Genomic DNA, 25,869 nt, shown 5'->3' with positions numbered 1-25,869 from the left:
CCGACCTAAGCCGTATTCAACATCTGCCATAACCGTTCCGCGCCGGATCCCAGGAACTTGTCATCGCGGTAGAGCTTGATCGCCACCGGGATGCTCCATTCCGGCCCTGCCGCCGGGACCAGCGCGCCGCTGCGCAGGTCGTCTTCGACGAGTGTTTTTGGCAGCCATGCAATGCCACGCCCATCGAGCACCATCGGACGCAGCACCGATGCCAGGTGCGCGGTGAACACCGTGCGATAGACAAATTTGTCGAGGCGCCGATCGAGCAGTGCATGCATGATGCGGCCAAGCCCGGACTCATCGCTGTATCGCAAAATCGGCACGACATGATCCTGGTCGTCGCGCAAGGGATGCAGGGCCTTGCCTTTGCCATCGGCCACCGAAAGCGGAAGCAAGACGTCGGTGCCGATCTGCGTGGACGTGAATGGCGCAGCGTCCAGCACACCCCGCGCGTCCACGTGGGCATGGCTCAGAACGAACTGCACCTTTCCGTTCAGCATCAACGCTTCGCATCGCTGAAGGACGTCCGACATCAACTGCACGGGGCCGAGCGGTGTATTCGATTCCAGGCTGCGCAGCCAGCGCGGCAGGAACGTGAACGACAGCGCATGCGTGGCCGCAAGGCGCAGCGTGGCCGAGTTGGCCTCTGCAAGCCGCTGGGCTTCTTCGGGCACGCGGGCGACACGGGCCAGGATTTCCTTGGCGACTGCACTGAACCATTCGCCGGCCTCGGTGAGTTCGGCGGGTTGGGAGCTGCGGTCCAGCAGCTCGACACCCACCCAGGATTCAAGCGCACGAATGCGGCGGCTGAACGCCGGTTGCGAGCAGTGCCTGTCCTCCGCTGCGCGCGAAAAATTCCCCGTGGCCGCTACCGCCAGAAAGTCTTCGAGCCACAAGAGATTCATGATCGGTTCGTCCGGTGCATGGTTTGAGAAGAAATTAGCATTGGTTGTAAATGACGAAAGACCTCACTATTGAAAAGCGATTCAGAGTAGGAGACCCGTCATGCACACCATGGGAATGCGCTCCAGCAACAACCCAAGCAGTGCCTCGAATCATAAGCCCGGCGCCAGTCTGAAGCCAGCCCATGCATTGCTGCACGCGGCCGAGACCGGGCAGGTGGACGTGTGTCGGCAGCTGCTGAAAGACGGCGCGGACGCCAATTGGAAGGCAGCAGATGGACATACGCCGCTGCACCTGGCCGCCAAGGCAGGGCACACTGAAATCATCAGCATGCTGATCGATCACGGTGCCGACCCGACCCTGCAGACACCCCTTGGCAACACGCCCCTGCACGGCGCGGCGTACACCGGGCATGTCGATGCGGTATTGATCCTGCTGGCGTCGGGCGCAGATCCGGCGCTAAGGAACGGCAAAGGGCAGACCGCCCGGGACAGGGCGCAGGAGTGCGGCATGACCGAGGTGGTGCGACGACTGCCCGAATGACCCGCACGAACAACAAGATTCAGGAGACAGCATGAAAACCATTGCACTCGCGTTGGGTAGCCTGGCGTTGACCTTGACGTCAGCCGTGTCGGCGCAAAGCTGGCCAAGCCGCCCCATCAAGGTCGTTGTGCCGTTCGCGGCAGGGGGTAACGCCGACATCACGGCGCGCCTGATCGCCAGGCAGCTGTCGGACGATCTGAAGACACCGGTCGTTGTTGAAAACAAGCCGGGCGCGAACGGGATCATTGGTCTTGAAGCCGCGCGTATGGCTGCGCCCGATGGCTACACCCTGCTCGTCGCACCCAGCAGTCCGCTGGTGGTCAATCCTGTCTTGTACAAGAAGGTGCCGTACGACAGCGTCAAGGACTTCGAGCCGATCAGCCAGATCATCACGTACCAGTATGTCTTGGTAGTCCCGACGGCATCGAAGATCACGACGCTGCCCGAACTCGCCAGGCAAGCCAAGGAAAAGCCGGGTGCGCTGACCTACGGGTCGTCCGGCGTGGGGGGTGGCGGCCACTTGGCGGGTGAACTGCTGGCGTTGCAACTGAATGCCAAGCTCAACCACATTCCGTACAAGGGGACGGCGCCCGCCCTTGCCGATCTGCTGGGCGGCCAGCTGTCCTTCACCTGGGACACGGTCATGACGACCGTGCCGCAGGTTCAAGGAGGAAAGCTGCGGCCGATTGCGGTGTCGGGGCCGCAGCGCACCGCGTCGCTGCCCGATGTGCCGACCATGCGGGAGCTTGGGTACAACAACTACGAGATCACGCAGTTCGTCGGCTTGCTGGCGCCCGCCAGGACGCCGCCGCACATCATTGAACGACTGCACGCCGGAGTGCAGAAAGCGATCAAGGCGCCCGAGGTCATCAAGGCGCTGAAGACCGATGGCGGCAACGACCTGGTCGGAAGTTCACCTGCAGAGTTCAAGAGCCTGATCGCAAGTGAGCTGGCCTTCTATCGCAAGCTCGTCAACGACGCCAACATCAAGGAAGAATGATGTACGAGGTGAACGTATTGGTACAAGGCTTTCCCGGGCGCGCCGTGTGCCATGGCGGGCTGGGGTGGAGCACCGTGACCCTGCTTCGCGGCGAAGGGCGCACGATCCTGGTCGACGCAGGCGGGTATGCCACGCGCCCCGAGATCGGCAAGCAATTGACGCGGCTGAAGGTGTCGCCAACGGATGTGACCGACGTGGTGCTGACGCACGCGCATCACGATCACGCATGCAACTTCACGCTCTTTCCCGGTGCCACCGTGTGGATCGGCCGCAAGGAACTGGAGTGGGCCATTGCAGAAAAGCCCGGCTTCAATCCGCTTGCGGAACTGCATGCGCGCGAGCTGTCGATCCTGCCGCGCGTGAATCGCCTGGAAGGCGGGCAGCATTTCATCGATCATTTTGAAGCGGTGGACGTACCGGGTCATACACCCGGCCATCTTGCCTACTACTTCACCGGGAACCCGCAGCCGATTCTGTTCACGGGCGATGCGGCAAAGAACCGCGCCGAATTGCTTTCCAAAGACGTGGCGATGACCCTGGACGCAGCGGTCAGCGCCAGCAGCATCGACAAGATCTGGCAGTACTGGCGGGCGCAGCCGGGAACCATCCTGATCCCGGGGCATGACCTCAGCATGACGCTGGATGCGCAGGGCAGGCCGCAGTATCAGGGCGAACGGCGGGCAGGCATCGAAGCCTGGTTTTCCGAAACCATGGAAACGACCACGCTGTTTGACCTGACCGACAACGGTGGCGCCTGGGCGCGATACCGAGACGAATGATCAGAAAAGGCGAAAAGCCTGATGTGCCATGAGAGGAGACAAATCTTGACCACGACTTCGACGCGCGCAATGGTTGCCGCAGTGTTTGCCACGAGTACCTTGTTCCTGAGCGCCTGTGGCGGTGGGGGCGACGACCCCGTCGGCACCAGTCCTCCGGCGACGCAGGAGCCGTCCACGCCGATTGCTGTGAACCCGGCGACTGTGACGGTGAATGGCGCCGAGCGCAGCTACGTTGAATATGCGCCTGCCAAGGTGGCCGACCTGCGTGAATACGATGCGCGTGGTGTGCGTGTCGTGATTGCCCTGCATGACGATGGCAGCGACGGGAACGAGTACGCACAGCGGACCCGCTGGACCGAACTGGCCGACGAACACGGCTTCGTTGTCGCGTTTCCGAATGCCGTGCAAAAGAAGTGGAACCTGTCGGGCGACGCCAATGCCGGCGACGAACTGGCCTACATCAATGCAGTTGCCGCAGCCATGCGGACCAAGTACGCGCTGGTCGCAACCATCCCGACCTACCTGACCGGTACGGGTACAGGCGGATCGCTGGCGCAGCAGCTGGCCATGAGGGCGCCGAATCTGGCGGCCGCAGTCGCATCGATCAATGGCGTCGCCCAGGCGTCGACGTTCAACAGAACGGACTTTCCTCCGTCAGCCATGGGCGCGTGGATCATCCGGTCCGCTGACACGCCACTCACCACGACGGAAACCCTGCAGGCCGCCTATTGGCAGAAGGCAAACCAGACGGATCAGGCACCCAAGGTCGAGACGACGGACTTGGCGACAGAGACCACCTATGCCAACAAGGACAACGCCCTCCAGCAAGTCAGGATTTCTTCGTTGAAGCCCGGGGTGGCCCCGGATGGAAGCGCCGTGACCCGGATGATCTGGAATTCGATGTTCGACGGCGTGGTGCGTTTTGCCGATGACACCCGGGTCAATGGCACCTTGCATGCCAACCAGACGATCGCATCGATGAAGCTGATCGAGACCGTCAAGGAATTGCGGCCGGGCAGCACCCGTCGATGGCTGACCTACGTGCCGTCGAACTATGAGGCGCTCAAGGCGTCAGGCAAGAAAGTGCCCTTGCTCTTTTCCTATCATGGCCGCAACGGCTCCGCCCGGTTCCAGGCGTTGATCACCGAGTGGCCCAAGGTCGCGGAAGAAAAAGGTTTCATCGTTGTCTTTCCGCAGGGCATTGGCGCGACATGGGCCGTGCCGATGGAAGCCGACGCGCGCGACATGGTCTTCTTCCAGGACCTGTATGCCGAGGTCACCAAGACCTACAACATCGATACGACGCGGGTGTATCTGAACGGATCGTCGATGGGCACGGCAATGAGCAATCGCATTGCGGTCCAACAGCCCAACCTGTTCGCGGCGTTGGCACTGTGCTATTCCGGCCACCTTGGCGCCGCCAGCTACGCCAACCCGATCGCACGGACGGACATTGCCATGCCAGTCTGGCAATGCCGCGGAGGGGATGAACTGGATTCGGAATTTCCCGGCAGTGAGCCCGCGGCACGCGAGTTCTGGCGCTCGACCGTCAACAAGCACAAGTGGCCGCCCACCAACATTGTCGATGGCCGTCGAAAGATCGAAGTGTGGTCCGATGGCCTGGCGGAATACCGCTGGCAGGTGACCGACAAGATCGGGCATTTCTGGCACCCAGGGCAGGCAAAGCTGATGTGGGAGCAGATGCTGTCGAAGTATTCCCGCGCGCCGAATGGAGCGTTGCAACGGCAGGAGTGAGGCGGAGCATATCTGTGCGATCAAGGCGGCGTCGCTGGCGAGCCTGCATGGATTTCCATGTGCCGCAGCAGCGCCGTGTTGAACTCGGCGGGATTCTCCAGGTTCGGAAGATGCCCCGCGTTGGCAATCACGGTCATCACCGACTGCGGAATCTGCGCCGCGAGCGCGGCCATTTCGGCAGGCAGGACGCCGTCGTTCTCGCCGCAGATCAACGTGACCGGCACGTCTACCTCGCCGAGCCCTTGCCTGAAATCAAAGTCCTGCAGGGCGCGAGCCGTACCGATGAACCCTTCGACGGGCGTATCGCAAATCATCTGGTACAGAGCGCGCGCCGAATCCGATACGCGAAACTGGGCGCCTGCCCAGCGGGCGATCGTGGGGGACGCGAGCGGCTGCATGCCTTGGTCTTTTGCCAACGCGATGCGTTCGTCCCAGGGTCGGGCAAAGAAGTCGGGGCTGTCGGCACGGGCGTCGCAAATGACGGCGCTGGACAGGCGCTGCGGATAGCGCGTCAGCAAATCGAACGCGATCATGCCGCCCAGCGATAGCCCGACAACATGTGCGCGCGCAATGTCCAGGGCATCGAGCAGCGCGATCGCATCATCGGCCAGTTGCTGCATGCGGTAGGGCGAAGGCAACACCGTGCTGCGTCCATGGCCACGAGCGTCGTAGGCCACTGTGCGGTAGCCGGCGTGCGACAGCAGCTCGATCTGCTCTCGCCACATGGCATGTGTCGTCATGATGGAGTGGCTGAACAGCACGCACGACGCGGAAGCAGGTCCGGTATCCGCGACAGCGAACACCGCGTCCCCCACTCTGACCGGACGGGTTTCCAGGGGCACCAACGCAGCGTCAGCCATGGGGGGAGAACTCCGCTGGAACCAGCGCGACGGTGGTCTGCGCACTCAACAACGGGCCATCGACCTCGCTGCTCGCCTTGACGCGCTTCCATTCTGCATCCGTGCTGAACGCCTGCAACGCGGCATCGCGTGCTTCGGCCGACGAAAAGCGGGTCAGATACCAGAACGCGTCAGGTGCGGCGGGTTCGGTCCAGCAATGGAGCACGTCGATGCCCAGCCGGGCAAAGATCGGCAGGGTGTGCGCTTCAAAGCGCTGTTTCAGGGCGTCTGCCTTGCCAGGGTGGGCTGTGTACTTTTTCAGTTCGTAGATCATCGGGGAGTCCTTTCTTCAGATGTGAAAAGCAAGTGAACGTCAGGGGCCGGTGGCCACCGGCAAGCCAGGGGTCGATCCCCATTCGGTCCATGACCCGTCGTAGACCATGGCCGATGGCGCGCCCAGGCGCGCCAGCGCCAGCCGGATGACGCAGGCCGTCACGCCGGAACCGCAGGTGCAGATAACGGGCATGGTCGGGTCGACACCTGCACGTTCAAAGGCCTGCTGGAGATCTTCGGCTGGCAGCAGCGTCCCATCGATCGGGTCGAGCAGGGCGGTGTACGGAAGGTTGCGGCTGCCCGGAATGTGGCCGCTGCGCAGCCCCGGACGCGGTTCAGCGTCGTCGCCCCGATAGCGCCCCGGGCTGCGTGCGTCCACGATTTGTGCGCCTGTCTGGCTCGCGTGCAGCACCTCGGCCTGCGTGCAGGCGTGCGCCCAGGGGTCGGCGGCCAGGTAGTCACGGGGCGGCAGCACGACGGGCGCACTGTCGATCGGGCGGCCTGCCGCAAGCCACCGCGGCAGGCCGCCGTCGAGCACGGCAACACGATCGTGCCCATACGCCTTGAACAACCACCAGGCGCGGGGTCCCGTGTGCATGCCGGCGCGGTCGTAGATCACCACCGCATCGTCATTGCCGATTCCCAATGCGCCGACCACGCGCCCGAAATGCTGCGCGGGTGCAAGGGCATGCGGCAGGCTGCTGCCCGGATCCGCGGTTGCGTCCAGGTCCAGGAAGACGGCGCCTGGAAGGTGGCCGGCCTGGTACGCGTATCGGGCAGCCGACGCCGGACCGCCCATCGACCACGACGCATCGACGATGCGCAATCCGGGTGTCGTCAGGTGGCGTGCGAGCCAGTCGGCATTGACCACGACGGGTAGATGTTCCAGCGTCATCATTCGATCCTGATGCCTGTGCGCTCGACAAAGGCGCGCCACTTTTCCGATTCCGCTTCCATGAATGCCTTGAACTGCGCCGGTGTGCTGCCACTCGGTTCGGCGCCGATGTTCATCATTTTTTCTTTGAGCGCGGGATCCTTGAGGCCGGCCGACACGACCTTGTAGACCTTGTCGATGATGGTGGGCGGAGTGCCCCGGGGGGCCAGCAGGGCACTCCAGCCCTGCACATCGAAACCCGGCACACCCGACTCCGCGATGGTGGGGATGTCAGGCGACTGCGGGAAACGCTGCGCGCTGGTGAGCGCGATCGGACGCAACTTGCCGGACTTCATCCACGCCAGCGCGTCCGAATAGTTGGCGAACGTGATCTGCGTTTCTCCGGCAGCGGCGGCCGTGACCGCCGGCGCTCCGCCGCGATAGCCGACATGGGTGATCTTCGCGCCCGTCATGTGCTTGAAGATCTCGCCGCTGAATTGCGTGAGCCCGCCCGCGTCGGAGAAGAAGATCTCTCCGGGTTTCTTTTTTGCGAGTGCGATCAGGTCCTGCACCGAATGCACGGGTAATGAGGTGTTCGCCATCAGCACCAGGGGATTGGTGTTGAGCAGCGTGATGGGTGCGAAGTCTTTGACGCCGTCGTACGTGACCTTGTAGATGTGCTGATTCAATGTCTGCGGCGCTGCCAGTGCAAGCAGCAGCGTGTAGCCATCCGGCTCGGCCCGGGCGACAAACTCGGTGGCCAATCCGCCGCTGGCGCCCGGCTTGTTTTCGACGATGATGGGTTGCCCGAGGCCTTCCTGCAGCACCGGGCTCAGCATGCGTGCCAGGATGTCGGCGATACCGCCGGCGGCAAACGGCACGATGATGCGTATCGGCTTGGTCGGCCAATCCGCCGCCTGTGCGGCAGGCCCCAAGGCCAGCGGCAGCGCACAGGCCGCCATGGCGGCAAGCCGCCGGGTGATCTTGTTCATGATTGTCTCCCCCAGACCTGTTCCGATCGGGTGTGTGTTGTCGGTCAAGCAAGCCGATCGTCAGATCGGGAACACCAGCAGGGTGTCAATGCGCCGCGAGTCGACGATCGCACGTCGTTCCTTGAACCGCAGCCCGGCTTCGTCGTGCCGGATGACATCGAGGTATTTGCCGGTTGCAAACAATTCCACCCGGCCGTCGTACATGGTTCGGTAGACGACGAAGTTGGAGCGAACGGTAAAGAGCCCACCGGTCTCCCCCAGCACGGTGGGCTGCCCATTGATATGGCAGTACACGTGGCTTTCGTAGATGTTGGCGACCTTGAGCGCCTTGATGCGATCCAGCAGCATGCCGCGGCCTTCGCAGTAGATGATGCCGACGGGATACCCCGCCTCTTCGTTTTCCCGCGTGGTGATCTGATAGTTGCCGTCGTCAGTGAAGAAGTCGGCCCATTCGTCGACCCGTCCGTCGTCCAGCGCATCGGTATAACGGGTCAGGAAGGCGGCCACGTCGGCATGCGCTGCATGGGTGATCGCACGGGCTTCTGTTGCAGTCGAAGAGGTCATCACGCGGCCCCTCCCAATCCCATGATGTCGCGATAGCCGTGCCAGAAGCCGCGTACGGCCGCTTCCGTTGCCCGGGACGATTCATTGGACTCGGCAACTCGCCCGCCCATTTCGATGAACGCTGCGCGGTCGGGACTGCCGTACGTGCCACGCTGCACGAAGGAATTGATGCAGCCATCTTCCAACGCGACCAGGCCCGCCGCGCCAGTCAGGTTGGCCTGCATTACGCGCATCTTTTCCTGTTCCGGTGTGTCATCTTCGTGGCCCAGGAATATCCAGAACAGCTCGGTTTTGTCGACACCGCGCGGCACGAAGAAGCGGACTGCAAGCGAGTTCAACGTGAGCTGGATGACCAGCGTCGGAAACACCGTCTGGATGCTGTGGGTGATGTTGTCCTCGTACGCATTCCAGGCTTCGAGCAATGCCGGGCCGTCCAGCTGCGAATCGTATTGCGCCGAGTGGACGTTGGATTCCTGATATTCGGCCGACGCCTCCAGCGTGGCGCGCTTGGAATAGCTGATGTGGTGCCACTTCTTGTCCGACAGGATGATGCCGCCGTCCATGTCCAACCGATTCACCTGGAAGGTCGTGTAGAACGTGTGCAGCAGCGTCGCGTGGTAGGAGTCGCGCACGTTCTCGGCATACAGCTTCCAGTTGTTGTGGATGATCTGGCTGTGCTTGCCCAGGACCTTGAGGGGCTTGTCCATGTTGCGCGCCAGGAAGGCGGAGATCTTCTCTCCCAGGAACTGCTGCAGCGGTTCGGTCTCGTCCGACAGGGTCCCGAACACGATGCCGCCAAAGCGCTCAATGCGCAGAGGCTCCAGCTTGTGGCGGCTGGGGTCGAAGTCATCGGGCATGCCGCCCTTGCCGCGCACGCCGTTGCGGAATGCAACCGTCTTGAGCCTTCCGTCCAGGGCGTAGTTCCAGGCATGGTAGACACAGGTCAGCGAGCGCTGGTTGTCATGGTCTTTCAGGCACACCAGCGCGCCCTTGTGCGCACAGCGATTAATCATGGCGTGCACACGATCTTCTTCATCGCGCGTCACGATGATGGGTGTGTCGCCGAGCCACGTCGTGCGGACGTCACCCTTGTTGGGGATCTCCGCTTCCAGACACAGGTAGTGCCAGATCGGCCCGCGAAAGATCTTCTGCTGCTCCATCGCGTAGATCTCGGGATCGGAAAAGACCTGGAACGGAACACGGGTGACGCCGCCTTCCGGCCACGTAAGCGAAGGGTGGGGCGGCGCCACTTGTTGGGGAGTATGCATGTCGGGTCTCCGTTGTTGATATCAGTGGGCGCCAGACTAACGACGTGAGCTAGATTTCTCAATGGCATGAAAGTTATATTCAATATCTTGAAAGGAGATAACGTTCATGAACCTGGACATCCACCTGCTGCGGGTTTTTCTTGCGGTGTATGAGACGCACAGTGTCGGACGGTCCGCGCAGTTGCTGGACATGAGCCAGCCTGGCTTGAGCACGGCATTGCGCCGGCTGCGTGGCCTGCTGGATGACCCGCTGTTCGTGAAGACCTATAACGGCATGGAGCCGACCAGCCGCGCTCGCGAACTGCTCGCGCCGATACGTGGCATCGTCCAGGCGGTCGACAATGAATTGTTTGCCGTCCCCCTGTTCGATCCTGCGTCGTCCGCGCGAGAATTTCGGCTGAGCCTGACCGACATCGGCGAAGGCATCTACCTTCCGTTCATCGTGCAGGCGATCGAGAAGGCCGCGCCGTCGATCTCGTTACGATCGACCTACCTTCCGCCGCGGGAGATGGAAGAGGCGATGGCGGCGGGTGATGTGGATCTGGCCTGTGGGTACTTTCCTGACCTGACCAGCAGTCAGTTTTTGCACCGCCGGATCGGCTTGCACTCGTTCGCTTGCATCATGCGCGCGGATCATCCGATCCGGGATGCGGCGCTGACGATGGCGCAGTACATCAGCCTGGATCACGTCGAGGTCGAAGCGCCCGGACGCAGCCTCGAAGTATTCGAAAACTTTCTGCAGAAGAAGAAACTGCGCCGCAAGGTGGTGCTGCGGACGCCGCACTTCATGAGCATTCCGGTCATCGTGGGCAGCACCGATGTAGTGGCCACCGTTCCGCAAGCACTGGCGGATTTTTTTGCGTCGATGAAGGAGTTGCGGCAGGTCAGGCTGCCTTTTCGTCCGCCGACGTTCCAGGTGAACATGTACTGGCATAGGGGCCAGACGAACGATCCAGGCAATCAGTGGCTGCGGCAGGTGATCGTGGATCAGCTGGAAACGCTGAAAGCTCGGGCCTATCACCGCAGCGGAAAGTAGCGGGCTTGCGACGCTGCCGTGACCCGGTAGAATCTAACCAATTACTCACGCTGGACCCACAGGTAGCCCCAATGAGCCCGCAAGAGCCTCTTTTGTCATCGGCGTCAGGCAAGCGCGTTCTGATCGTGGATGATGACGCCATGATGGTCGACATTCTGGCGGAATTGCTGGAAGACGTGGGCCATGCGGTGAGCACTGCGAATGACGGGCAGGCGGCGCTGCTGGCGGCGCGAGAGCGCCGTCCTGACGTCGTGCTTCTGGATATCGATTTGCCGGTAATGGACGGTTATGAACTGGCGCGCCAACTGCGCAAGGATCCGCATATGGGGACCGTGACGATTGCCGCGCTGACCGGGCACGGGCGCCGAGGCGATAAACGCCTTGCCTTCGAGGCGGGTATCGATCGGCATTTTTGCAAGCCGGTGAGCATCCAGGAATTGATTGCCTTCGTCAACCAACCGGGCGCTGCGACCTCAGCAGCAGCACCGCCAGAAGCGTCGACGCCAGCGACCCTGCCAGCACGCCCAGCTTGAGTTGATCCTGTAGCAGCGGCGAGTCGGGAAAGGCCAGCAGGCCGATGAACAGGCTCATGGTGAATCCGATGCCGCACAGCGCTGCCAGACCGTACATCTGCTTCCATGTGGCCTGTGCCGGAAGGGTCGCCAGTCCCAACTTGATGACCGCTGCGCAAGTAAAGAACACACCCAACTGCTTGCCTACGAACAGGCCCAGCGCGATACCCAGTGGCACCGGCTCGATCAGCGCCGACAGGCTCATGCCGGCAAACGACACGCCTGCATTGGCGAAACCGAACAGCGGAACGATCAGGAAGGTGACCCACGGCTGGATGCCATGCTCCATCGTCAGCAGCGGTGAGCCGGAATCCGGCTTGGACAGGGTGCGGAGCGGGACCGTAAAGGCAAGGACGACGCCGGCCAGCGTGGCGTGGATGCCAGACTTGAGCACCAGGAACCACAGCAGCGCACCCAGTGCAATGTAGGGCAGCAGCCGGTTGACGCCGGCGCGGTTCATTGCAATCAGCGCAAGCGTGACCAGTCCCGCGCCGCCCAGTGCCAGCGCATCCAACGACGTTGTGTAGAACAAGGCGATGATGACCACCGCGCCCAGATCATCGATGATCGCCAGCGCCATCAAAAATACGCGCAGAGATACCGGCACGCGCGGGCCGAGCAGCGACAGCACGCCCAACGCAAAGGCGATGTCGGTGGCGGCGGGAATGGCCCATCCGCTCGGGTGTCCCGTCGGCCCTAGGTTGAACGCAAGGTAGATCAGTGCAGGCCCGACCATGCCCCCTAGCGCGGCACTGCCCGGCAGGATGCGTCGTGGCCAGGATGACAGCTCGCCTTCCAGCACCTCGCGTTTGATCTCGAGGCCGACCAGAAGAAAGAAGACGGCCATCAGCCCGTCGTTGATCCAATGCAGCACGGACAGCCCGCCGACGTAGGACGCAAGCGTGCTTTGGTACAGATCCACAAGCGGAGAGTTGGCAACAAGGATGGCCAGCGCGGCGGTGACCATCAAGATCACGCCGCCGGCAGCACTGTGTGCCAGAAGGGACCGAAGAAACAGGGTGGGTCGTGCAAGGGAATAGGGCGTGCGGTCAGGCATGCTGCGGAGTTCCTATGTGAAGTTCAACAGGTTCTCCGTTTTTATGAATCCATGATCATTGACCTGGATTCAAAGCACACGCAGCACGTCCTATGTGTTCATTTTAGCTTGGGTAGCCCGAGCCATCTGTCACGAAATGTGCCGGTGCAGCATGCCGCCTGTGGCTCAGGCCGTGCCGACGAGTGCTTCGCTCTTTGTCCACAGCTGCCCGGCCCGGGTGGGGTCCACTGCATACGACCGCACGCCATCCGCAAACGGGTTGGGCGTGTCGTTGACCGCCGCCACCGCGACGTCTTCGAGATACTTGCCGCCGATGTGGTCAGGGTCGGCAACCACCGCAGCCCATACGCTGGTTGCGGCCGCTTGCGAGATGTCCTTGAGCAAGGGCGGAGGAAGTCCTGCATCGGCGCGGGCCTTGCCGACGGTGGCGAACAGGCCTTGCAGTTCTTCCTGCGAAAAATGGCGAGGAAGGTCGGTCAGGCTGTTGCCCGGCATCACCGACGACGCACGGATTCCACGATCACGATGGCGTCGGTCGAACTCCACGGCGAACAGGGCGTTGGCGGTCTTGGAGCGGCCATAGGCCACGAAAGGATCGTAGTCCTGACGTTCGAAATTGGGGTCGTCGAGGTCGATGTCGGCAACCCGATGCGCCTGCGACGAGACGACCACCAGACGCCCGCCGTCGGCGAGCACCGGCGCGATGCGTGTCACCAGCGCGAAGTGGCCAAGGTGATTGATCCCGAACTGGGTCTCGAAGCCGTCTGCCGTCTTGCCCGCTGGCGTCGCCATCACGCCTGCGTTGGCAATGATGGCGTCGAAGCGAAGGCCGGTGGCAAGCAGCGTGTCTGCAGCGGCGCGCACACTGCGAAGCGAGCCCAGGTCGAGTGCGATCAGCGTCAGATCGCCGCCGCCTTGCGATGCCGCATCACGCACGGCTGCCGTTGCGGATTCGCCCGTGGCAAGGTCCCGGACCGTTCCGACCACGGTGGCGCCATGGGCTGCCAGCGCACGCGCCGTTTCCCGCCCGATACCCGAGGCCGCCCCGGTGACGAGGTAGCGTTTTCCTTTCAGATCGACACCGGCAAGAATGTCGTCGGCCGTCGACGTCGCGCCAAATGGGTGGGTCATTTTCTATCCTTTGGTGTTGGGAAAAAGGGTTGGATCAGATGCCCAGACCGCCTGCGACGTCGATGACGCCGCCGGTCATGTAGCCCGCAGTGGGTCCGGCCAGGAAGCAGACCGCAGCAGCAACTTCCGCAACGGTCGCGATCCGGCGAATGGGATGCATGTCCAGGAACGCGTCCGGCGCGTTCGTGTCGCCAAAGACCTCCGCCATCATGTCGGTCGGCATGGCGCCTGGCTGGACAACGTTGACGGTAATGTTGCGGGGTCCGAGGTCCCGCGCCGCGCCTCTGGCGTAACCGTTGATGGCGGCCTTGGTGCCGGCGTAGTCGGCGACACCGGAGGTGATGGAGCGCGTGCCGTTGATCGACCCGATGAAGATGATGCGGCCCCCGTCAGCGAGTACCGGCGCCGCGGCGCGGGTCGTTGCCACCGCACCCATGACGTTCACGCGCCACTGACGGTCGAGCGCCGCGGTGTCAAGGTCGGGATCGCCAAGGATCCGGCCCTTGGCGACGATCGCGGCGTTGTTGACCAGAATGTCGAGGTGGCCGAAGTGCCGCATGACGTCATCGATCAGTGATGTGGCCGCGGCCATGTCTTCCTGATCGCTGCGGACCGCGATGGCGCGCACGCCCCGGGCCTTGAGTTTCTCGACCAGGGCTTCGGCCTTGTCCGCGGAAGCAACGTAGCTGATCGCCACGTCCGCGCCCCGGTCGGCCAATGCTTCGGCAATCGCAGCGCCCAGGCCGCGCGCGCCACCTGTCACCAGAGCGACCTTTCCTTTCAGTTCGTTCGACATCTCCGTCTCCTCGCATCCGTGCGTTCATGGGCTGACATTGTTATCGTAATGTTCATTACGATAACGGATGGTATGGAAAGTGGACAGAAGGTGTCAAGCGACTTATAACAGTCGTTATGAAAAAAGAAGGGAGAGGGACCGATGGGTCGTCACCGGGAATTTGATGTCGACAAGGTGCTGGATGCGGCGCTGTGCGTCTTCTGGCGCAAGGGGTACGAGGGCGCCTCGTATGCCGACCTGGTCGAAGCCGCCGGCGTCGAGCGGCCGGCGTTGTATTCGGCATTCGGCAACAAGGAAGCGCTTTTCCTGAAAGCACTGGCTCGGTATGACGAGCGCTATCTCGACTACTTTCCAGAAGCGCTCGAGCAACCAACCGCGCGCGAGGTGGCGTCACACCACCTGCACAAGGCACTTGAACTCAATACACGCTTTTCTGATCGGACCGGATGTCTTGGCATCAATGGCGCCCTGGCGGCCTCGGACGATGCGGAGCCGGTGCGGCAAGCGCTGGCGAAGTTTCGCGCGGCCGCTCAGGCGCGCCTGGCCGAACGCTTCGAGCGGGCCAGGCAGGAAGGCGATCTTCCCAAGGCGGCCAAGCCCGACGTGCTGGCCGCCTACATCATGACCGTTGCGCAGGGAGTCGCGGTGCAGGCCAAGGCCGGGGCAAGCCGTGACATGCTTGACGCCGTGGTGGAACAGGCGCTGGCTGCCTGGCCGGTTGCATGACGGGCACCTGAGCCCGTCGTCGCGTCATGAAGCTGCCGTGATCGCGTTCTTGAAGGCGGTGCCGCCAGCGCTCACATAGCACAAGCCATCGGTGGTCGCTGTCGCGGCTCGTCGTTGCACGCCTGTTCTGCACGTCGCCGGAAGGCGCGGCCGGGATGAACCAGGCATGGGAAGAGTCGTTCAAGGGCGAGGTCCCCCCGGCCCGCACGTCGGTCATCGTGGCCGGGCTGCCCCTGGGCGCTGAAGTGGAAATCGAGTTCCAGCTGGTGGTCGCACAAGCCACCTAGTGCATGACTGTGGGGCGGCGCGGGCGGTGTCCGCCCCATTGCGCCCCGCCGGGCATACCCTTTCAAATCAAAATTTCCGGAAATCTGCCACATTTGCCATAGCAGCGGGTTGCTCGGCAAATGTGGCAAAAAATTGGGAAATTGATTTAGGTAGGGTCCCCCGGCGCGCCTCTGAGAACCCTTTCGGCCGCCTTTGGACCCTCGGGAACCCCTTCAGAACCCCTTCGGAACCTCTCCGGATCGCCTCGGGATCACCGTCCAGATCACCTCCGGACAGCTGTGGACAGCTCCGGAGCCTCTCCAGGGCCCCTTCATCCATCCGTCGACACGGTCACCGCTTCCCACGCTTCGATCTCACGTTCCAACGCTGCCATCTTGCTGCGCACCAGCCGCAACGCATCGCTGCCGAGCAGCAGGTGCGCCGGCGGCTGGTGCGCGCTGATGGCCGCGAGCATGGCCCGTGCAGCTTTGGCGGGATCGCCAAGTTGCTTGCCGCTGACCTCTTCCCGCGCTTTGCGGATGGGGTTGAAGATGGCGTCGTAATCGGGAATGGAGCGAGGCGTGCGCGCCATGGACCTTCCGGCCCAGTCCGTCCGGAACGATCCGGGCGCCACGGCGGTGACGGAGATGCCCAAGGCGGCCACTTCCTTTCCAAGGGCCTCCGAGATGCCTTCCAAAGCAAACTTGCTGCCGCAGTAATAGGTGATGCCCGGCAGGGTGATGTGCCCGCCCATGGACGTGATGTTGAGGATGTGGCCGCGGCGGCGCGCGCGCATGTGGGGCAGCACGGCTTTGATCATGGCGACGGCGCCGAACACGTTGACGTCGAACTGCCGCCGCATGGCGGAGAGCGGCGATTCTTCCATCGTGCCTTCGTGACCATAGCCGGCGTTGTTGACCAGAACGTCGATCGGCCCGACGATTGCCTCGATCTGTGCAACGACGCCGTCGATGGCGTCAAAGTCGGTCACGTCCAGGACGCGTCCGATAGCGGCATGGCTCGAGAGAGCCTCGAAGTCCTGTCTGGCTTGCAGGGTTCGCACGGTTCCTACGACAGTGTGGCCTGCGGCCAGCGCTTCCTGGGCGAGCGCGCGGCCGAAGCCGCTGCTGACGCCGGTGATGAGCAAGGTCTTGGTGGATGGCATGATGCGGTCCCTGAAAGTTGTGCAGGGAATGCATGCTAGTCTGAACTATCGCACCAAATAAGCGACGTTTCGCTGAATTTCTTGCACAAAACTATGGGCGCAACGATGAGCGTCTCTCCATCTTCCAAAGGCATGGCGCCACCGCCTGTCTCCATCCAGCACCGCATCGTGACCTTGCTGCACGCGCTTGCGCCTGCCGAGGGCTACAGCCTGACGCCGCTGCCCAGCGTGCGGATCTTGCGATCCGATCGGGCGCTTGCGCGCACGCCTGTGCTGTACGACCCGGGTGTGGTGATCGTCTGCCAGGGCCGCAAGCGGGGGTATTTTGGCGATCAGCTGTACCTGTATGACGAGCGGCATTATCTTGCCGTGTCGGTACCGGTACCGTTCAGCATGGAGACTGATGCGACCGCCGAGCGCCCGCTGCTCGCGCTGTATCTGCACCTGGATTTCGCGCTTGCAGCCGACGTGGCGGCGCAGATCGATCGCCTGGGCGGGACGCGCCCTGTACAGCCGCCGCAAAGCATGATGTCAACGCCGATGGATGACGCCATGCAGGTGTCCGTGCTGCGGTTTCTTGAGGCGATGCATGACCCGCTGGAAGCCGCCGTGCTGGGTCCCGCCTTGCTGCGCGAGCTGTACTTTCGTGTGCTGTCCGGCGCGCAGGGCGGTTCGATGCGCGAGGCATTGGCTGCGCGGGGCCAGTTCGGCCGCATTGGCAGATCGCTGCGCCTGATTCACGCAAGCTATGCGCAGCAGCTCGGCGTGACGGAGCTGGCGAAGGCAGCGGGCATGAGCGTGCCAAGTTTCCACACTCACTTCAAGGCCATTACGCAGGTGTCGCCAATGCAGTATGTAAAGTCGACACGCTTGCACCAGGCTCGCCTGTTGATGGTGCGCCAGGACCTGACTGCAGAGGCCGCGAGTCTTGCCGTGGGGTACACGAGCCCGGCGCAGTTCAGCCGGGAGTTCAAGCGGTTGTTTGGGCTGACGCCAGCGGCGGAGGCTCGGCGGCTGCGGCAGAGCTTCGCGTTGCCGGCCGCGTTTGCGGATGCAACATTTGTCTCGTCGCATTGACCATGCGGCCCGCGCGGTCGGTGGGTCAGGCACGCGGAGTGCTGAATGGGACGATTGCGTTATCCAAACTGAAAGGAACAAAGCATGCAACGAACCGCTTTGGTGGTAGGTGTGACAGGGATAGGCGGCAACCATGTTGCGCGCGAGCTGCTCGTCAGTGACTGGAAGGTGATCGGCCTGTCGCGCCGGCCACCTGGCGATCTGCCCGAGGTGCAGCATGTCGCGGCTGACCTGCTCGACCCACAAGCTTTGAGCGCGGCGCTCGCCGATGTGGCGCCGACGCACGTCTTCATCACCACCTGGATGCGGCAGGATACCGAAGCAGAAAATGTCCGCGTCAACGCCGCACTGGTGCGCAACCTGCTGGATGCCCTGGCGCCCAAGAAAAGCGTGCGCCATGTGGCCTTGGTCACGGGCTTGAAGCACTACCTTGGGCCGTTCGAGGCGTATGCAAAATCCGGCACGCTGCCGGATACGCCGCTGCGCGAAAGCCAGCCGCGCCTGCCGCTCGAAAATTTCTACTACGCGCAAGAAGACGAAGTCTATGCGGCCGCGGAGCGCGACCGCTTTACGTGGAGCGTGCACCGTCCCCACTCCATCATCGGCCAGGCAGTCGGCAACGCCATGAACATGGGCACGACGCTGGCGGTCTATGCCACGATCTGCAAGGAAACAGGCCGCCCTTTCCAGTTCCCCGGGTCCGAAGCTCAGTGGAAAGGCCTGTCCGACGTCACGGACGCGCGCATGCTGGCCAGGCAGCTGGTCTGGGCGGCGGATACCGATGCGGCAAAGAACGAAGCCTTCAATATCGTGAACGGCGACGTGTTCCGCTGGAGCTGGTTGTGGCCGAAGCTGGCCGAGTGGTTCGGCGTCGAGGCAGCCGGCTATAGCGGACAGGTCCAGCCATTGGAAACGGCAATGGCACAGGATGCGCCGCTGTGGCGCGAGATCGCGACCCGCCATGGCCTGGTCGAGCCAGACCTGGATCGGCTCGCCTCGGCCTGGCACACCGACCTGGATCTGGGCCGCCCGCTGGAAGTCATGACCGACATGGCCAACAGCCGTCGCCTCGGCTTTACGGCCTACCAGGCTACCGATGCGTCATTCTTCGAATTATTCGAACGCCTGCGCGCGCAGCGGCTGATCCCTTAAGCCCTTGCAGGTCGCCCGTCGGGCGCCGGGTCGCTGAAACGCCGGCGATAGGCGCTCGGCGTCAGCCCCACCGTTCTTTGAAAGCGGCTTCGGAACGTCACGGGCGAATCGAAGCCGGCGGCGCTGGCGACCCGGTCGATGGAAGACGCCGTTGTCTCCAGCAGTTCTTGCGCGCGGCGCACCCGATGCGTCAGCAGCCACTGGATGGGTGTCGTCCCGGTCTGGTCCTTGAACCGTCGGGCGAAGGTGCGCGGTGTCATGCATGCGCGGGCGGCCAGCGTGACGACGTCGAGTGGCTGATCCAGGTGCGCCAGCATCCAGTCGATCAGCGGAGCCAGGGTGCTGCCCGGCACTGGTTCAGGCTGGCGGATGAAGGGGGCCTGGCCGCCCTCGCGGCGAAGCGGCGCAACGGCCATTCTTGCCGCATGCGCCGCGACCGCCTGGCCATGCTGGCGACCGATCAGATGCAGACACATATCCAGGCCGGCGGAGGATCCCGCCGACGTCACAATGTTGCCTTCGTCAACGAACAAGGCGTCCACATCCACGGTGACCAACGGAAACCGGCGGGCAAGTTCGCCCGCTGCGGCCCAGTGCGTCGTTGCGCGCCGATGGTCCAGCAGCGCTGCTCCTGCCAAAGCGAACGCCCCGGTGCAGATGGACGCGAGCAATGCGCCGCGTTCATGCGCCAACCGAAGGGCACGGACCACCGCAGGCGAGGGCGCCCGGGCGATGTCCTCGGTGCCGGGGACGACGATGATGTCGGCGTCGCTTAACGCGTTCAGCCGCGACCGCACATTGACGACGAAGGGTCCCGCCTCGACTTGCCGGGTTTCGCCGCAGACGTCGACCGAGTAAGCGGGATCACCGTTGGCCAAGCGGACATACCGGAACACATCGCAGGCGATTCCCAGGTCGGAAGGCAGGACGCCAGGCAGCGCCACCACCACAATTTTTTGCATACGTCGGCACCCTGTGTAGACAGTTGGGCATCATAGCGCAGCTTGGCAGTAATTCAGCATAGTTTGTCGTTCCTGCCACTCACGCGGGGTGGTGTGGGAAAGCTATAAAGGTCGGGTTGCTGATACCGATCAAACCATGCCGACCCTGCCGCCACGACCCTCTCGCACATCTTCCATTCCTTCATCCTCACGCATGGCGGTTCCTGACGGCGTGGACGTCCATGACGAACTGTTCCACCTGAGGCGTCTCAGGATGGCGTCGTTCCTGGAAGGGTCGACCTTGCTGGTCCTGCTGCTGATCGCAGTCCCGCTCAAGCATGCGGGCGGGTGGGCGACCGGCGTGCAGGTCATGGGGCCGCTGCATGGATTCGCCTTCCTGGCTTACGCCTGGCTGGTGCTGCAAATGACGGCCTCGGCGACGGACTGGAGCTGGCGCGATGGCGCGCGGCTGATTGCGCTGGCGACGGTGCCAGGCGGCGGCTTCTTCAGCGGTGTGCTGCTGTCCAGCAAGATGGCCCGACTGCGCACGGCCGCACGATGATGTCGCCGGCCGATTCCTATCCATGGATCAAGGCGCTGCACGTGGCCTCCGCATTGATCTTCGTTGGCGGGCTGGTCGGAACGAGCCTGTTCATTCGATCCGTCGTATTTGCGTCGGAATCGGCGAGCGCCATGGCCGTCATCGTTCGCTGCTGGGACCGCGCGGTGACGCTGCCCGCCATGGGGCTGGTATGGGCGTTCGGCCTCGGCCTGGTCATGTCGGGTGGGTGGGCAGGCGGCGCCTGGCTTCCCGTCAAGGCAGGCGTCGTCCTGGCCCTGTCCGCCCTGCACGGCATCCAGGCCGGCCAACTGCGTCGCATCGTGAACCGGACCCAGACGTGGGCGTGGCGCACCGGGCCCTGGTTGATCGGGGGGATTGTTGCGGTTGCGGTGCTGGCGGTAGCCAAGCCATTCTGAGTGGGGCCGTCCGAGCATCCGACCCTGTGCTCAATCCCGAGCCAGATACGCCGCGAGTTCCTCCGGCGTGCCATTGGGAAACGCCGACTTCAGGTACTCCAGGAATGCCGACACGCGCGCGCTCAGCAGCCGCCGCGACGGGTACAGCGCCCACAAGGCGACTTCGGAGTCGTCCACGTCGCCCCACAGCGCCAGCCGGCCTCTGTCCAGGTCCTGGCTGACCAGTGAGATCGGCAGGCGTGCGGCACCCGCGCCTGCCCGCACCGCATCCCGCACCATCAACAGCGACGTCAGGCGCAGCACGGGGTCGACGGCGATCATCGTTTTGCGGCTGCCTTTCATTATCGTCCACTCCGTCATGCCGGCGCCGGGTCCGTACACAACGACAGGCGCCGCCTTGCCTTTGACCGGCGCACGCAGGTCGGGATGGGCCACCACCACCAGACGGTCGCGCAGAAAGATGCGGCCGACCAGGGTTGCGTCGGGGTCGGGATTCACGCGGATCACCAGGTCGTAGCCTTCTTCCACCATGTCGACCGCACGGTCTTCCGCAGTCACTTCCAGCCGCACGTCGGGGTAGGCCAACGCGAATCCGCCGGCCAGCTTGCCCATAGCGGCCTGCGAGAACAGATTGGGCGCGCTGATGCGCAGCCGGCCGCGCGCCGTCGCGCCGCCCGAGGCGAGGGCAGCCGCCGTTTCGTCGACTTCGGCAAGCAAGGCGCTCGTGCGCTCGTACAAGGCCTGGCCTTCTTGCGTGAGTTTGAGCACGCGCGCGCCGCGCTCCATCAGGCGCAGTCCCAGACTGCTTTCCAGTTCGACCACCCGCCGCGACAGCGTGGCCTTGGGGCGGCCGGTGGCACGCGCCGCACGGCCGAAGCCGCCGTGGCGCGCCACCAGGTTGAAGTCAGCCAGCGCCAGAAGATCCACGCGTTCCACCTTTGAGACGGTATGTCCAAATATACCGTCTATCGGCGCATGCGTGGGACGCCTACGATGCAAGCGTCAACCCCGCATTCAACCGACTTTCCAGGAGTGAACATCATGACCATCCTCGTTACCGGCGCCACCGGCACCATTGGCCGCACTGTCGTCGACCAGCTCGTCAAGCGCGGCGCCCACGTCCGCGCGCTGGTTCGCAAACCCGAGACGGCCAACCTGCCGGCAGGTGTGGACGTCGTCCAGGGCGACCTGCTCGACGTCGATGCGCTGCGCGCCGCCGTCAATGGCGTGTCGACCCTGTTCCTGCTCAACGCCGTTGTCCCGGACGAGTTCACGCAGGCATTGATCGCACTGAACGTCGCCCGGCAGGCAGGCGTCACCCGGGTCGTCTACCTCTCGGTGATCCACAGCGACGTGTATGTGAACGTGCCGCACTTTGCCGGCAAGTTCGGCGTCGAACGCATGATCGAACAGATGGGTTTTTCCGCGACGATCCTGCGCCCCGCGTACTTCATCCAGAACGACCTGACGGTCAAGGACGTCGTGTTCCAGCACGGCGTCTATCCGATGCCCATCGGCAGCAAGGGAATTGCCATGGCCGACGCCCGCGACATTGCCGAAGTCGCCGCCATCAAGCTGATCGAGCGCGGCCAGGCCGCGCAGCCCTTGCCGCTCGAACGCATCAACATCGTCGGCCCCGACACCCTGACCGGCGCCGATGTCGCGCAGATCTGGACGGACGTGCTGAAGCGGCCGATTCAGTACGGTGGCGACGACACGGTGCAGTTCGAACAGACCCTGCGCCAGTACGCGCCAGGCTGGATGGCCTACGACATGCGCCTGATGACCGAACGGTTCCTGAGCGACGGCATGGTGCCCGAGGCGGGAGATGTCGAGCGGCTGACCACAATTCTGGGCCGGCCGTTGGGATCGTATCGGGCGTTTGCGGAGGGGCTTGGCAAGACGGGGTAAGCCGGTCACCGTCGATGGCAGGATGGCGTCGTTGACCGCGGTGTTCTGATCACCTCGCCTACGTTTCCGACTGCGCCGCCTTCCCCTGCAATCCCGGCGGCGGGGTGGCGTCGTCGGCATCCGGATCCCGGCCCTGGCTCCGGTCAAAGTTGCGCATGATCGGTGTCACGGTCATGCCGTGTATCAGGATCGACACCAGGATGACCAGGCCAACGATGGACCACAGGCGTCCGGCATCCTGCACGTTCTCCATGTAGTTCAGGCCATATGCCAGGTAATAGATCGAGCCGACGCCGCGGATGCCGAAGAACGACAGGGTCAGCCGTTCCTGCCAGTCCGCCTTGTGTCCGATCAATCCAAGCAGGCCGGCAACCGGGCGCACGACCAACAGGATGACGATTACCGCCACCGCGTCGGTCCATTGCAGCGCGGACAGCAGGCCGCTGACCAGTGCGCCGCCGAACAGGATCAGCAGCACCATCATTGCAATGCGTTCGACCTGTTCGGTCAGGGCATGCATTTCGAGCTGGAATTCGTGGTCGCGATGGGCGTGGCGAAAGGTCAGGGCGGTGACGAAGACGGCCAGGAAACCGTAGCAGTGGATCAATTCGGTCAGGCCGTAGGAAACAAAGGTGGCCGATACGGCGATCAGGCCATCACCGGTCTTGACCAGTTTGGTCTTGGCGGGAACGTGAAAGGTCAGCCATCCGAACAGGCGTCCGACCAGATAGCCGCCGACCACGCCGGCGCCGATTTCCCACAGCACGTTGTAGGACAGCCATTTGGCAAGCCAGGGTTCGCCGGTCGTTGCGGCCAGCGACAGCACGATCGCCAGGTGAACGAAAGGAAACGCAAAGCCGTCGTTCATGCCTGCTTCCGACGTCAGGCCAAAGCGCACTTTGTCTTCGTCGCCGGATTTGGGGGGGCCGACCTGGACGTCCGCGGCCAGCACCGGATCGGTTGGCGCGAGAGCGGCCCCCAGCAGCAGGGCGGCGGTCCACGTCAGGCCCATCCATGCTCCGGCGATCAGCGTGATCGCAGCAATGCTCAGAGGCATCGTCAGGGCGATCAACCGCCACGTGACGCCCCAGGTGCGGAAGCTGAAGATACGGTCGAGTTTCAGGCCGGCGCCCATCAACGCGATGATCACCACGAACTCGGAAAATCGTTCGGTGATCTTGGGGTAGCGCATCGGAAGGGGATCCAGCGTTACCTGCGGGAGCAGAAAAATACCGGCGCCAAGTGCAATGCAGACGATGGGCAAGGAAAGCGGCAGCCGTCGCAAGGCAAGGGGCAGCCACGCCACCAGGGCTATCAGCAGCCCGGTGCCCGTCAGGACGAGGATGTAAGGGTCGGGGGAGAAATCGAAGGGGAGCTGCATGGGACCCTGGTCGGCGGCGGGTGGGAGTGCCTGGTTGCGCTCATCCGTCGTACTCAGCAACGTTCGTGCCAGCTTGCGTGCTGGCGTTCCACTTGCGCCCCCCATGGGCAAGTTTTTTGCTGCAGCCGGTCCATGCCCACGTCGGGACGTTACGCGCCACGACGTGGATCAACGCGTCCGTATTTTTATGACATGTCACAAACGTCAGCACACTGCGCATCGCTGCGTGCTGACCCAACTGCCCTGGTCGCCATCATGCATGAACAAGAAATCAAACTTGCCGTTCCGGCCGACACCCGTAAAGCGGTAGCCGATGAACTTACCGGGCTGGGCGCACAGCGGATCCGCCTGTGTGCCCGGTACTACGACACGCCCGACCGTCAGCTTGCCCGGTGCGACGCCTCGCTGCGCCTTCGGTTGGAGGGGCGACACTGGGTGCAGACCTTCAAGAAGGCCGGGCAGAATTCGGTGACGCGGGTCGAACTGAATCACCCCCGCACGGCACCCCAGCTGGACCTGTCGGTATACGCCGGAACGCCGGCGGAAGGCATCATCCGGCAGCTGAAGGGCGAGCTCGGCCTGCGTTACGAAACCAATGTCTGGCGCCTGAAAGCCGAGGTGCGAACGCCCGATGGCGTGGCGGAGGCAGCCTATGACGAAGGCACGATCTGCGCCGGCGACCTGGAGTTGCCGCTGCACGAGCTGGAATTCGAACTGATGTCCGGCACGGTCGACACCCTGTTCACGTTGGCCAAAGCGTGGACGGCGCGGCACCGGCTGGTGCTCGATGCACGCAGCAAGGCCGAACGGGGAGACCGTCTGGCCAAGGCAGCCGCCGCCATTCTTGCCGCGCCCGACGCCGACCGGGCGAGCGTGCGCCAAAGCCAGATCGACACGTATTGGGCGCCGACGATGGCAAGCCGCATGGCGTTGTCGCCACGGGCCACGCCCAGTCAGGCGCTGGATGTCGTCACGGCGGAGTGCCTGGACCAAGTCATGCGCAACGCCACCGCGCTGTCAGGGATCGACGGCGAACTCAGCATGACGGCCATCAACGCCAAGCATGTCCATCAGTTGCGCATCGGCCTGCGGCGGTTGCGGTCGGCCTGGCGGCTGTTCAAGGGGTGGGCGCCGCTGCCCGATGACCACGCCCAGAAAGCCGCGGCGGATTTCTTCGGGCAGTTCGGCGAAGCGCGCGACAGCGACGTGCTCAATGAAACGGTCGTTCCGCTCCTGAGCGCAGCCGGCATGGAGCCGGTGGACCTGGGGAGCTCGGGCAAAGGGGTCGATGCCGCGACGGTGGCGGCATCCGCGGCCTTTCAAGGGTGGCTGCTGGATCTGCTGGCGTGGAACGTGGGCCTGCGGGACAGTGCGTCGGCAATACCGTCGCCTGTCGTGGCCGTGCCGCTGCGGCCCACCAAGCTGGAGGTGCCCGTCGTGCGCCGCCTGAAGAAGTGGCACAAGGAACTGGTGGAGCAGGGCAGCCGGTTCCACCTGCTGGAAGACGAGGCCCGCCACGATCTGCGCAAGCTGGCCAAACGGCTGCGGTATGGCTTGTCGTTTACCGAGTCGTTGTTCGACCCGGACCATGTCAAGCCTTACCTGAAAAGCCTGGCCACGTTGCAAGACGTGCTCGGCAATATCAATGACCTGGTGGTGGCGCGAGAAACCTATCGCGAGCTGTCCGCAAATCAGCCCACCGCATGGTTTGCCGTGGGCTGGATTTCCGCAAAGCTCGAGACCCTGTACGACGACGCCGAAACGCAGTTCGCGGCGCTGGGGGACACGCGGCCGTTCTGGAAGTAGCGCACCACGGACGTTGTCAGGCG

Annotated in this window: 28 protein-coding genes; 14 read left to right on the top strand and 14 right to left on the bottom strand. The window is 63.6% G+C overall.

The annotated features are described in order from the left end of the window. Positions 1-5: 5 nt before the first annotated feature. A complete protein-coding gene (locus tag IE116_RS16965; RefSeq protein ID WP_189614107.1) occupies positions 6-905 on the bottom strand; it encodes a LysR family transcriptional regulator in 900 nt (299 codons plus the stop codon). A gap of 100 nt (positions 906-1,005) precedes the next feature. On the opposite strand from IE116_RS16965, the gene IE116_RS16960 reads away from it, so the two are divergent. From IE116_RS16960 to IE116_RS16945, 4 genes are read left to right on the top strand one after another with little or no spacing between them, the layout of a single operon-like run. Continuing rightward, a complete protein-coding gene (locus tag IE116_RS16960; RefSeq protein WP_189614106.1) occupies positions 1,006-1,446 on the top strand; it encodes an ankyrin repeat domain-containing protein in 441 nt (146 codons plus the stop codon). Between the two features lie 31 nt (positions 1,447-1,477). Further along, positions 1,478-2,446, top strand: coding sequence for a Bug family tripartite tricarboxylate transporter substrate binding protein (locus tag IE116_RS16955; protein WP_189614105.1), 969 nt, complete (start codon positions 1,478-1,480; stop codon positions 2,444-2,446). Then, positions 2,446-3,225 (top strand): MBL fold metallo-hydrolase, encoded by a 780-nt coding sequence (locus IE116_RS16950; RefSeq protein WP_189614719.1) that lies wholly within the window; start codon positions 2,446-2,448, stop codon positions 3,223-3,225. The genes IE116_RS16955 and IE116_RS16950 overlap by 1 nt, the downstream gene beginning before the upstream one ends. A gap of 45 nt (positions 3,226-3,270) precedes the next feature. After that, positions 3,271-4,980, top strand: coding sequence for a PHB depolymerase family esterase (locus IE116_RS16945; protein ID WP_189614104.1), 1,710 nt, complete (start codon positions 3,271-3,273; stop codon positions 4,978-4,980). Between the two features lie 20 nt (positions 4,981-5,000). Here IE116_RS16945 and IE116_RS16940 read toward each other — a convergent pair whose 3' ends face one another. The 6 genes from IE116_RS16940 to IE116_RS16915 are packed head-to-tail and all read right to left on the bottom strand — an operon-like array spanning position 5,001 to position 9,850. Beyond that, on the bottom strand, positions 5,001-5,840 hold the full coding sequence (locus IE116_RS16940; RefSeq protein WP_189614103.1) for an alpha/beta fold hydrolase: 840 nt from the start codon (positions 5,838-5,840) through the stop codon (positions 5,001-5,003). Continuing rightward, entirely contained in the window at positions 5,833-6,153 is a 321-nt protein-coding gene (locus IE116_RS16935) for an NIPSNAP family protein (RefSeq protein ID WP_189614102.1), read from the bottom strand. Before IE116_RS16935 ends, IE116_RS16940 begins: the two co-directional genes overlap by 8 nt. A 39-nt stretch (positions 6,154-6,192) precedes the next feature. Next, entirely contained in the window at positions 6,193-7,050 is an 858-nt protein-coding gene (locus IE116_RS16930) for a sulfurtransferase (RefSeq protein ID WP_229828235.1), read from the bottom strand. Next, positions 7,047-8,018 (bottom strand): Bug family tripartite tricarboxylate transporter substrate binding protein, encoded by a 972-nt coding sequence (locus tag IE116_RS16925; protein ID WP_189614101.1) that lies wholly within the window; start codon positions 8,016-8,018, stop codon positions 7,047-7,049. The genes IE116_RS16930 and IE116_RS16925 overlap by 4 nt, the downstream gene beginning before the upstream one ends. A gap of 60 nt (positions 8,019-8,078) precedes the next feature. Beyond that, positions 8,079-8,582 (bottom strand): aromatic-ring-hydroxylating dioxygenase subunit beta, encoded by a 504-nt coding sequence (locus IE116_RS16920; RefSeq protein WP_189614100.1) that lies wholly within the window; start codon positions 8,580-8,582, stop codon positions 8,079-8,081. Then, positions 8,582-9,850, bottom strand: coding sequence for an aromatic ring-hydroxylating oxygenase subunit alpha (locus tag IE116_RS16915; protein ID WP_189614099.1), 1,269 nt, complete (start codon positions 9,848-9,850; stop codon positions 8,582-8,584). Before IE116_RS16915 ends, IE116_RS16920 begins: the two co-directional genes overlap by 1 nt. 106 nt (positions 9,851-9,956) lie before the next feature. Here IE116_RS16915 and IE116_RS16910 point away from each other — a divergent pair, with 106 nt between their 5' ends. Then, on the top strand, positions 9,957-10,886 hold the full coding sequence (locus IE116_RS16910) for a LysR family transcriptional regulator (protein ID WP_189614098.1): 930 nt from the start codon (positions 9,957-9,959) through the stop codon (positions 10,884-10,886). Between the two features lie 71 nt (positions 10,887-10,957). Beyond that, positions 10,958-11,419 carry a response regulator gene (locus IE116_RS16905; RefSeq protein WP_189614097.1) on the top strand — a complete coding sequence of 154 codons (462 nt, stop codon included), beginning with the start codon at positions 10,958-10,960 and terminating at the stop codon, positions 11,417-11,419. Here the strand turns inward: IE116_RS16905 and nhaA are convergent. The 3 genes from nhaA to IE116_RS16890 form a co-directional block, all read right to left on the bottom strand. Continuing rightward, positions 11,337-12,515 carry a Na+/H+ antiporter NhaA gene (gene nhaA, locus IE116_RS16900; RefSeq protein ID WP_189614096.1) on the bottom strand — a complete coding sequence of 393 codons (1,179 nt, stop codon included), beginning with the start codon at positions 12,513-12,515 and terminating at the stop codon, positions 11,337-11,339. The two genes, IE116_RS16905 and nhaA, sit on opposite strands and share 83 nt — an antisense overlap. Before the next feature lie 165 nt (positions 12,516-12,680). Further along, positions 12,681-13,646, bottom strand: coding sequence for an SDR family NAD(P)-dependent oxidoreductase (locus tag IE116_RS16895; protein ID WP_189614095.1), 966 nt, complete (start codon positions 13,644-13,646; stop codon positions 12,681-12,683). 34 nt (positions 13,647-13,680) lie between these two features. Then, positions 13,681-14,442, bottom strand: coding sequence for an SDR family NAD(P)-dependent oxidoreductase (locus IE116_RS16890; RefSeq protein ID WP_189614094.1), 762 nt, complete (start codon positions 14,440-14,442; stop codon positions 13,681-13,683). A gap of 141 nt (positions 14,443-14,583) precedes the next feature. Between IE116_RS16890 and IE116_RS16885 the strand changes: the two genes are divergently transcribed. Both IE116_RS16885 and IE116_RS16880 read left to right on the top strand, forming a co-directional pair. Beyond that, the gene (locus tag IE116_RS16885; protein ID WP_189614093.1) at positions 14,584-15,168 is read left to right on the top strand and encodes a TetR/AcrR family transcriptional regulator; all 585 of its coding nucleotides are present in this window, start codon (positions 14,584-14,586) and stop codon (positions 15,166-15,168) included. Positions 15,169-15,266: 98 nt separating this feature from the next. Beyond that, a complete protein-coding gene (locus IE116_RS16880) occupies positions 15,267-15,455 on the top strand; it encodes a RidA family protein (RefSeq protein WP_189614717.1) in 189 nt (62 codons plus the stop codon). Positions 15,456-15,766: 311 nt separating this feature from the next. On the opposite strand, the gene IE116_RS16875 is transcribed toward IE116_RS16880, so the two are convergent. Next, positions 15,767-16,600 carry an oxidoreductase gene (locus IE116_RS16875; RefSeq protein ID WP_189614092.1) on the bottom strand — a complete coding sequence of 278 codons (834 nt, stop codon included), beginning with the start codon at positions 16,598-16,600 and terminating at the stop codon, positions 15,767-15,769. Positions 16,601-16,705: 105 nt separating this feature from the next. Between IE116_RS16875 and IE116_RS16870 the strand changes: the two genes are divergently transcribed. Continuing rightward, positions 16,706-17,677, top strand: coding sequence for an AraC family transcriptional regulator (locus tag IE116_RS16870; protein WP_189614091.1), 972 nt, complete (start codon positions 16,706-16,708; stop codon positions 17,675-17,677). Between the two features lie 84 nt (positions 17,678-17,761). Beyond that, positions 17,762-18,829 (top strand): SDR family oxidoreductase, encoded by a 1,068-nt coding sequence (locus IE116_RS16865; RefSeq protein ID WP_189614090.1) that lies wholly within the window; start codon positions 17,762-17,764, stop codon positions 18,827-18,829. Here IE116_RS16865 and IE116_RS16860 read toward each other — a convergent pair. Next, positions 18,826-19,791, bottom strand: a complete 966-nt coding sequence (locus IE116_RS16860; RefSeq protein ID WP_189614089.1) for a GlxA family transcriptional regulator — start codon at positions 19,789-19,791, stop codon at positions 18,826-18,828. The two genes, IE116_RS16865 and IE116_RS16860, sit on opposite strands and share 4 nt — an antisense overlap. Before the next feature lie 193 nt (positions 19,792-19,984). Between IE116_RS16860 and IE116_RS16855 the strand changes: the two genes are divergently transcribed. After that, positions 19,985-20,332, top strand: coding sequence for a DUF3817 domain-containing protein (locus tag IE116_RS16855; protein WP_189614088.1), 348 nt, complete (start codon positions 19,985-19,987; stop codon positions 20,330-20,332). Beyond that, positions 20,329-20,748, top strand: a complete 420-nt coding sequence (locus tag IE116_RS16850) for a CopD family protein (protein WP_308428244.1) — start codon at positions 20,329-20,331, stop codon at positions 20,746-20,748. The genes IE116_RS16855 and IE116_RS16850 overlap by 4 nt, the downstream gene beginning before the upstream one ends. Before the next feature lie 30 nt (positions 20,749-20,778). Here IE116_RS16850 and IE116_RS16845 read toward each other — a convergent pair whose 3' ends face one another. Then, positions 20,779-21,675, bottom strand: coding sequence for a LysR family transcriptional regulator (locus tag IE116_RS16845; RefSeq protein ID WP_189614087.1), 897 nt, complete (start codon positions 21,673-21,675; stop codon positions 20,779-20,781). A gap of 114 nt (positions 21,676-21,789) precedes the next feature. Here IE116_RS16845 and IE116_RS16840 point away from each other — a divergent pair, with 114 nt between their 5' ends. Continuing rightward, on the top strand, positions 21,790-22,659 hold the full coding sequence (locus IE116_RS16840) for an SDR family oxidoreductase (RefSeq protein ID WP_189614086.1): 870 nt from the start codon (positions 21,790-21,792) through the stop codon (positions 22,657-22,659). Between the two features lie 58 nt (positions 22,660-22,717). On the opposite strand, the gene IE116_RS16835 is transcribed toward IE116_RS16840, so the two are convergent. Next, positions 22,718-24,040 (bottom strand): cation:proton antiporter, encoded by a 1,323-nt coding sequence (locus IE116_RS16835; protein WP_189614085.1) that lies wholly within the window; start codon positions 24,038-24,040, stop codon positions 22,718-22,720. A gap of 255 nt (positions 24,041-24,295) precedes the next feature. On the opposite strand from IE116_RS16835, the gene IE116_RS16830 reads away from it, so the two are divergent. Continuing rightward, positions 24,296-25,846, top strand: coding sequence for a CYTH and CHAD domain-containing protein (locus IE116_RS16830; RefSeq protein ID WP_189614084.1), 1,551 nt, complete (start codon positions 24,296-24,298; stop codon positions 25,844-25,846). Positions 25,847-25,869: the final 23 nt, after the last annotated feature.

It is taken from the genome of Pigmentiphaga litoralis, from assembly GCF_014651835.1.
In the GTDB taxonomy this organism is placed as follows: domain Bacteria; phylum Pseudomonadota; class Gammaproteobacteria; order Burkholderiales; family Burkholderiaceae_B; genus Pigmentiphaga; species Pigmentiphaga litoralis.
Note: the sequence above shows the minus strand (reverse complement) of the source record. Positions and strands in the feature narration are given on the sequence as shown.

Bases quoted from the DNA above. Each gene is read 5' to 3' on its own strand.
- IE116_RS16965 (WP_189614107.1), bottom strand. From the start codon at position 905: ATGAATCTCTTGTGGCTCGAAGACTTTCTGGCGGTAGCGGCCACGGGG.
- IE116_RS16960 (WP_189614106.1), top strand. From the start codon at position 1,006: ATGCACACCATGGGAATGCGCTCCAGCAACAACCCAAGCAGTGCCTCG.
- IE116_RS16955 (WP_189614105.1), top strand. From the start codon at position 1,478: ATGAAAACCATTGCACTCGCGTTGGGTAGCCTGGCGTTGACCTTGACG.
- IE116_RS16950 (WP_189614719.1), top strand. From the start codon at position 2,446: ATGTACGAGGTGAACGTATTGGTACAAGGCTTTCCCGGGCGCGCCGTG.
- IE116_RS16940 (WP_189614103.1), bottom strand. From the start codon at position 5,840: ATGGCTGACGCTGCGTTGGTGCCCCTGGAAACCCGTCCGGTCAGAGTG.
- IE116_RS16935 (WP_189614102.1), bottom strand. From the start codon at position 6,153: ATGATCTACGAACTGAAAAAGTACACAGCCCACCCTGGCAAGGCAGAC.
- IE116_RS16930 (WP_229828235.1), bottom strand. From the start codon at position 7,050: ATGATGACGCTGGAACATCTACCCGTCGTGGTCAATGCCGACTGGCTC.
- IE116_RS16925 (WP_189614101.1), bottom strand. From the start codon at position 8,018: ATGAACAAGATCACCCGGCGGCTTGCCGCCATGGCGGCCTGTGCGCTG.
- IE116_RS16920 (WP_189614100.1), bottom strand. From the start codon at position 8,582: ATGACCTCTTCGACTGCAACAGAAGCCCGTGCGATCACCCATGCAGCG.
- IE116_RS16915 (WP_189614099.1), bottom strand. From the start codon at position 9,850: ATGCATACTCCCCAACAAGTGGCGCCGCCCCACCCTTCGCTTACGTGG.
- IE116_RS16910 (WP_189614098.1), top strand. From the start codon at position 9,957: ATGAACCTGGACATCCACCTGCTGCGGGTTTTTCTTGCGGTGTATGAG.
- IE116_RS16905 (WP_189614097.1), top strand. From the start codon at position 10,958: ATGAGCCCGCAAGAGCCTCTTTTGTCATCGGCGTCAGGCAAGCGCGTT.
- nhaA (WP_189614096.1), bottom strand. From the start codon at position 12,515: ATGCCTGACCGCACGCCCTATTCCCTTGCACGACCCACCCTGTTTCTT.
- IE116_RS16895 (WP_189614095.1), bottom strand. From the start codon at position 13,646: ATGACCCACCCATTTGGCGCGACGTCGACGGCCGACGACATTCTTGCC.
- IE116_RS16890 (WP_189614094.1), bottom strand. From the start codon at position 14,442: ATGTCGAACGAACTGAAAGGAAAGGTCGCTCTGGTGACAGGTGGCGCG.
- IE116_RS16885 (WP_189614093.1), top strand. From the start codon at position 14,584: ATGGGTCGTCACCGGGAATTTGATGTCGACAAGGTGCTGGATGCGGCG.
- IE116_RS16875 (WP_189614092.1), bottom strand. From the start codon at position 16,600: ATGCCATCCACCAAGACCTTGCTCATCACCGGCGTCAGCAGCGGCTTC.
- IE116_RS16870 (WP_189614091.1), top strand. From the start codon at position 16,706: ATGAGCGTCTCTCCATCTTCCAAAGGCATGGCGCCACCGCCTGTCTCC.
- IE116_RS16865 (WP_189614090.1), top strand. From the start codon at position 17,762: ATGCAACGAACCGCTTTGGTGGTAGGTGTGACAGGGATAGGCGGCAAC.
- IE116_RS16860 (WP_189614089.1), bottom strand. From the start codon at position 19,791: ATGCAAAAAATTGTGGTGGTGGCGCTGCCTGGCGTCCTGCCTTCCGAC.
- IE116_RS16855 (WP_189614088.1), top strand. From the start codon at position 19,985: ATGGCGGTTCCTGACGGCGTGGACGTCCATGACGAACTGTTCCACCTG.
- IE116_RS16850 (WP_308428244.1), top strand. From the start codon at position 20,329: ATGATGTCGCCGGCCGATTCCTATCCATGGATCAAGGCGCTGCACGTG.
- IE116_RS16840 (WP_189614086.1), top strand. From the start codon at position 21,790: ATGACCATCCTCGTTACCGGCGCCACCGGCACCATTGGCCGCACTGTC.
- IE116_RS16835 (WP_189614085.1), bottom strand. From the start codon at position 24,040: ATGCAGCTCCCCTTCGATTTCTCCCCCGACCCTTACATCCTCGTCCTG.
- IE116_RS16830 (WP_189614084.1), top strand. From the start codon at position 24,296: ATGCATGAACAAGAAATCAAACTTGCCGTTCCGGCCGACACCCGTAAA.